Below are 2,492 nucleotides of genomic sequence, written 5' to 3' on the forward strand. Positions count from 1 at the left end.
TGTTGGCTGTCACTGAGAACTGACCCGGCAGCAGTCGGAATTGTCACTGAGATTTGACCCATGTGGAACCTTGCCCCTGACGGAGTTCGTCGGGGGTTTTTTGGAGTGATCGACATGGGATTTTTGAGCGTCATTCGACGTTGGGCTTTGCGGGACAAGATGCCTATCCGCGAGATTGCACGGCGGACCGGGCTGTCTCGCAACACCATCAAGAAGTATCTGCGGGCAGGGATTACTGAACCCCGGTTCCAGACACCGGCGCGGCCGAGGAAGCTGGATCCGTATGCCGAGAAGCTGTCAGGCTGGCTGGTGACGGAGCAGCGCAAGTCGCGCAAGGACCGGCGCACCGCCAAGCAGATGCATACTGATCTGGTTCAGCTTGGCTATGACGGCTCGTATGAGCGGGTCGCAGCCTTCGTGCGGACCTGGAAAGGAGAGCGACAACGCGCACAGCAGACCACCGATCGCGGAGCATTCGTGCCGCTGGTGTTCCAGCCGGGCGAGGCGTTCCAGTTCGACTGGAGCGAGGATTGGGCCCATGTCGGCGGCGAGCGCATCAAGTTGCAGGTGGCCCACATCAAGCTGTCGCACAGCCGGGCGTTCCTGGTCAGGGCCTATCTGCTGCAGACGCACGAGATGCTGTTCGATGCGCATTGGCATGCATTCCGGGTCTTCGAGGGCGTGCCTGGCCGCGGGATCTACGACAACATGAAGACGGCGGTGGACCGCGTGGGCGTGGGCAAGAAGCGCGACGTGAATGCGCGGTTCCTGGCCATGACGAGCCACTACGTTTTCGAGCCCGACTTCTGCAACCCGGCGGCGGGGTGGGAGAAAGGTCAGGTCGAGAAGAACGTCCGCGATGCACGCCACCGGCTGTGGCAGGTGATGCCGACCTTCCCGGATCTCGATGCGCTGAACCTCTGGCTGGAAGAGCGCTGCAGGGCGCTGTGGACCGAGACCGGACATGGCAGCCTGCCCGGCACCATCGCCGATGTCTGGGAGGCCGAGAAGTCCGCATTGATGCCGTTACCCACGGCCTTCGATGGCTATGTCGAGCACAGCAAGCGGGTGTCGCCCACCTGCCTGATCACCTTCGAGCGTAATCGCTACTCTGTGCCTGCCAGCTTCGCGAACCGCCCCGTCAGCCTGCACATCTACCCCGAACGGCTGGTGATCGTGGCCGAAGGGCACGTGGTCTGCGAGCACCAGCGCATCATTGAGCGGTCGCACCGACACCCCGGCCGCGTCATCTATGACTGGCGCCATTACCTCGCCGTGGTTCAGCGCAAGCCGGGCGCGCTGCGCAACGGCGCCCCGTTTGTCGAGATGCCGGAGGCATTCCGCCAGTTGCAGGGACAGATGCTGCGCAAGCCCGGCGGCGATCGCGAGATGGTCGAGATCCTGTCCCTGGTCCTGCATCACGAGGAACAGGCCGTGCTCTGCGCCGTGGAAATGGCGCTGGAGGCAGGCGTGCCGACCAAGACCCATGTGTTGAATCTGCTTCACAGGCTGGTGGACGGCACACCGACCGACCAGCCCGATGTGACGCCGCCTTCGAGGCTCGTCCTCACGAAGGAACCTGAGGCCAATGTCGCACGCTATGACGGGCTGCGGGGAGGAACACGCCATGCGTCATGACCCCGCTGGAGCCGCCATTGTCATCATGCTGCGCAGCCTGAAGATGCCGGGCATGGCGCAGGCCGTGCATGACCTCATGGAGCAAGGCGCCCCGGCGTTCGAAGCCGCGATGCCGATACTGTCGCAGCTGCTCAAGGCTGAAATGGCCGAACGCGAGGTGCGCTCGATCGCGTATCACATGAAGGCCGCGCGCTTCCCGGCCTACAAGGACCTCTCCGGCTTCGACTTCGCCGCCAGCGAGGTCAACGAAGCCCTCGTGCGGCAACTCCATCGGTGCGAGTTCATGGACGCGGCCGAGAATGTGGTCCTGATCGGCGGGCCCGGAACGGGGAAAAGCCATGTCGCGACCGCCCTCGGCGTCCAGGCCATCGAGCATCACCGCAAACGCGTGCGCTTCTTCTCGACCGTCGAGCTGGTGAATGCGCTGGAACAGGAAAAGGCGCAGGGAAAGGCCGGAAAGATCGCAGAGGCGCTGGTGAAGACCGAATTGGTGATCCTCGACGAGCTGGGATACCTGCCGTTCAGCGCCTCGGGCGGTGCGCTGCTGTTCCATCTTCTCAGCAAACTCTACGAGCGCACCAGCGTCGTCATCACCACCAACCTCAGCTTTAGCGAGTGGGCCGCGGTCTTCGGCGACGCCAAGATGACCACCGCCCTGCTCGACCGGCTCACCCACCGCTGCCACATCCTCGAGACCGGCAACGACAGCTATCGCTTCAAGGCAAGCTCCGAGACAGCGAAAAGGAAACGGAAGGAGACGGCACCATTGACCCCAGCATGAAGTAGCAAACATAACGACCGGGCGGGTCAGTTCTCGGTGACAACGCCGGGTCAGTTCTCAGTGACAGCCAACA

The 2,492-nt window shown here is 63.2% G+C and carries 2 protein-coding genes; both read left to right on the forward strand.

The annotated features are described in order from the left end of the window. Nucleotides 1-114: 114 nt before the first annotated feature. On the forward strand, nt 115-1,638 hold the full coding sequence (gene istA, locus EV655_RS18425) for an IS21 family transposase (protein ID WP_132546808.1): 1,524 nt from the start codon (nt 115-117) through the stop codon (nt 1,636-1,638). After that, a complete protein-coding gene (istB, locus tag EV655_RS18430; protein WP_132546807.1) occupies nt 1,628-2,419 on the forward strand; it encodes an IS21-like element helper ATPase IstB in 792 nt (263 codons plus the stop codon). Before istA ends, istB begins: the two co-directional genes overlap by 11 nt. The last annotated feature ends 73 nt before the right edge of the window (nt 2,420-2,492 follow it).

Origin of the sequence: Rhodovulum euryhalinum (assembly GCF_004342445.1) — a bacterium.
In the GTDB taxonomy this organism is placed as follows: Bacteria; Pseudomonadota; Alphaproteobacteria; order Rhodobacterales; family Rhodobacteraceae; genus Rhodovulum; species Rhodovulum euryhalinum.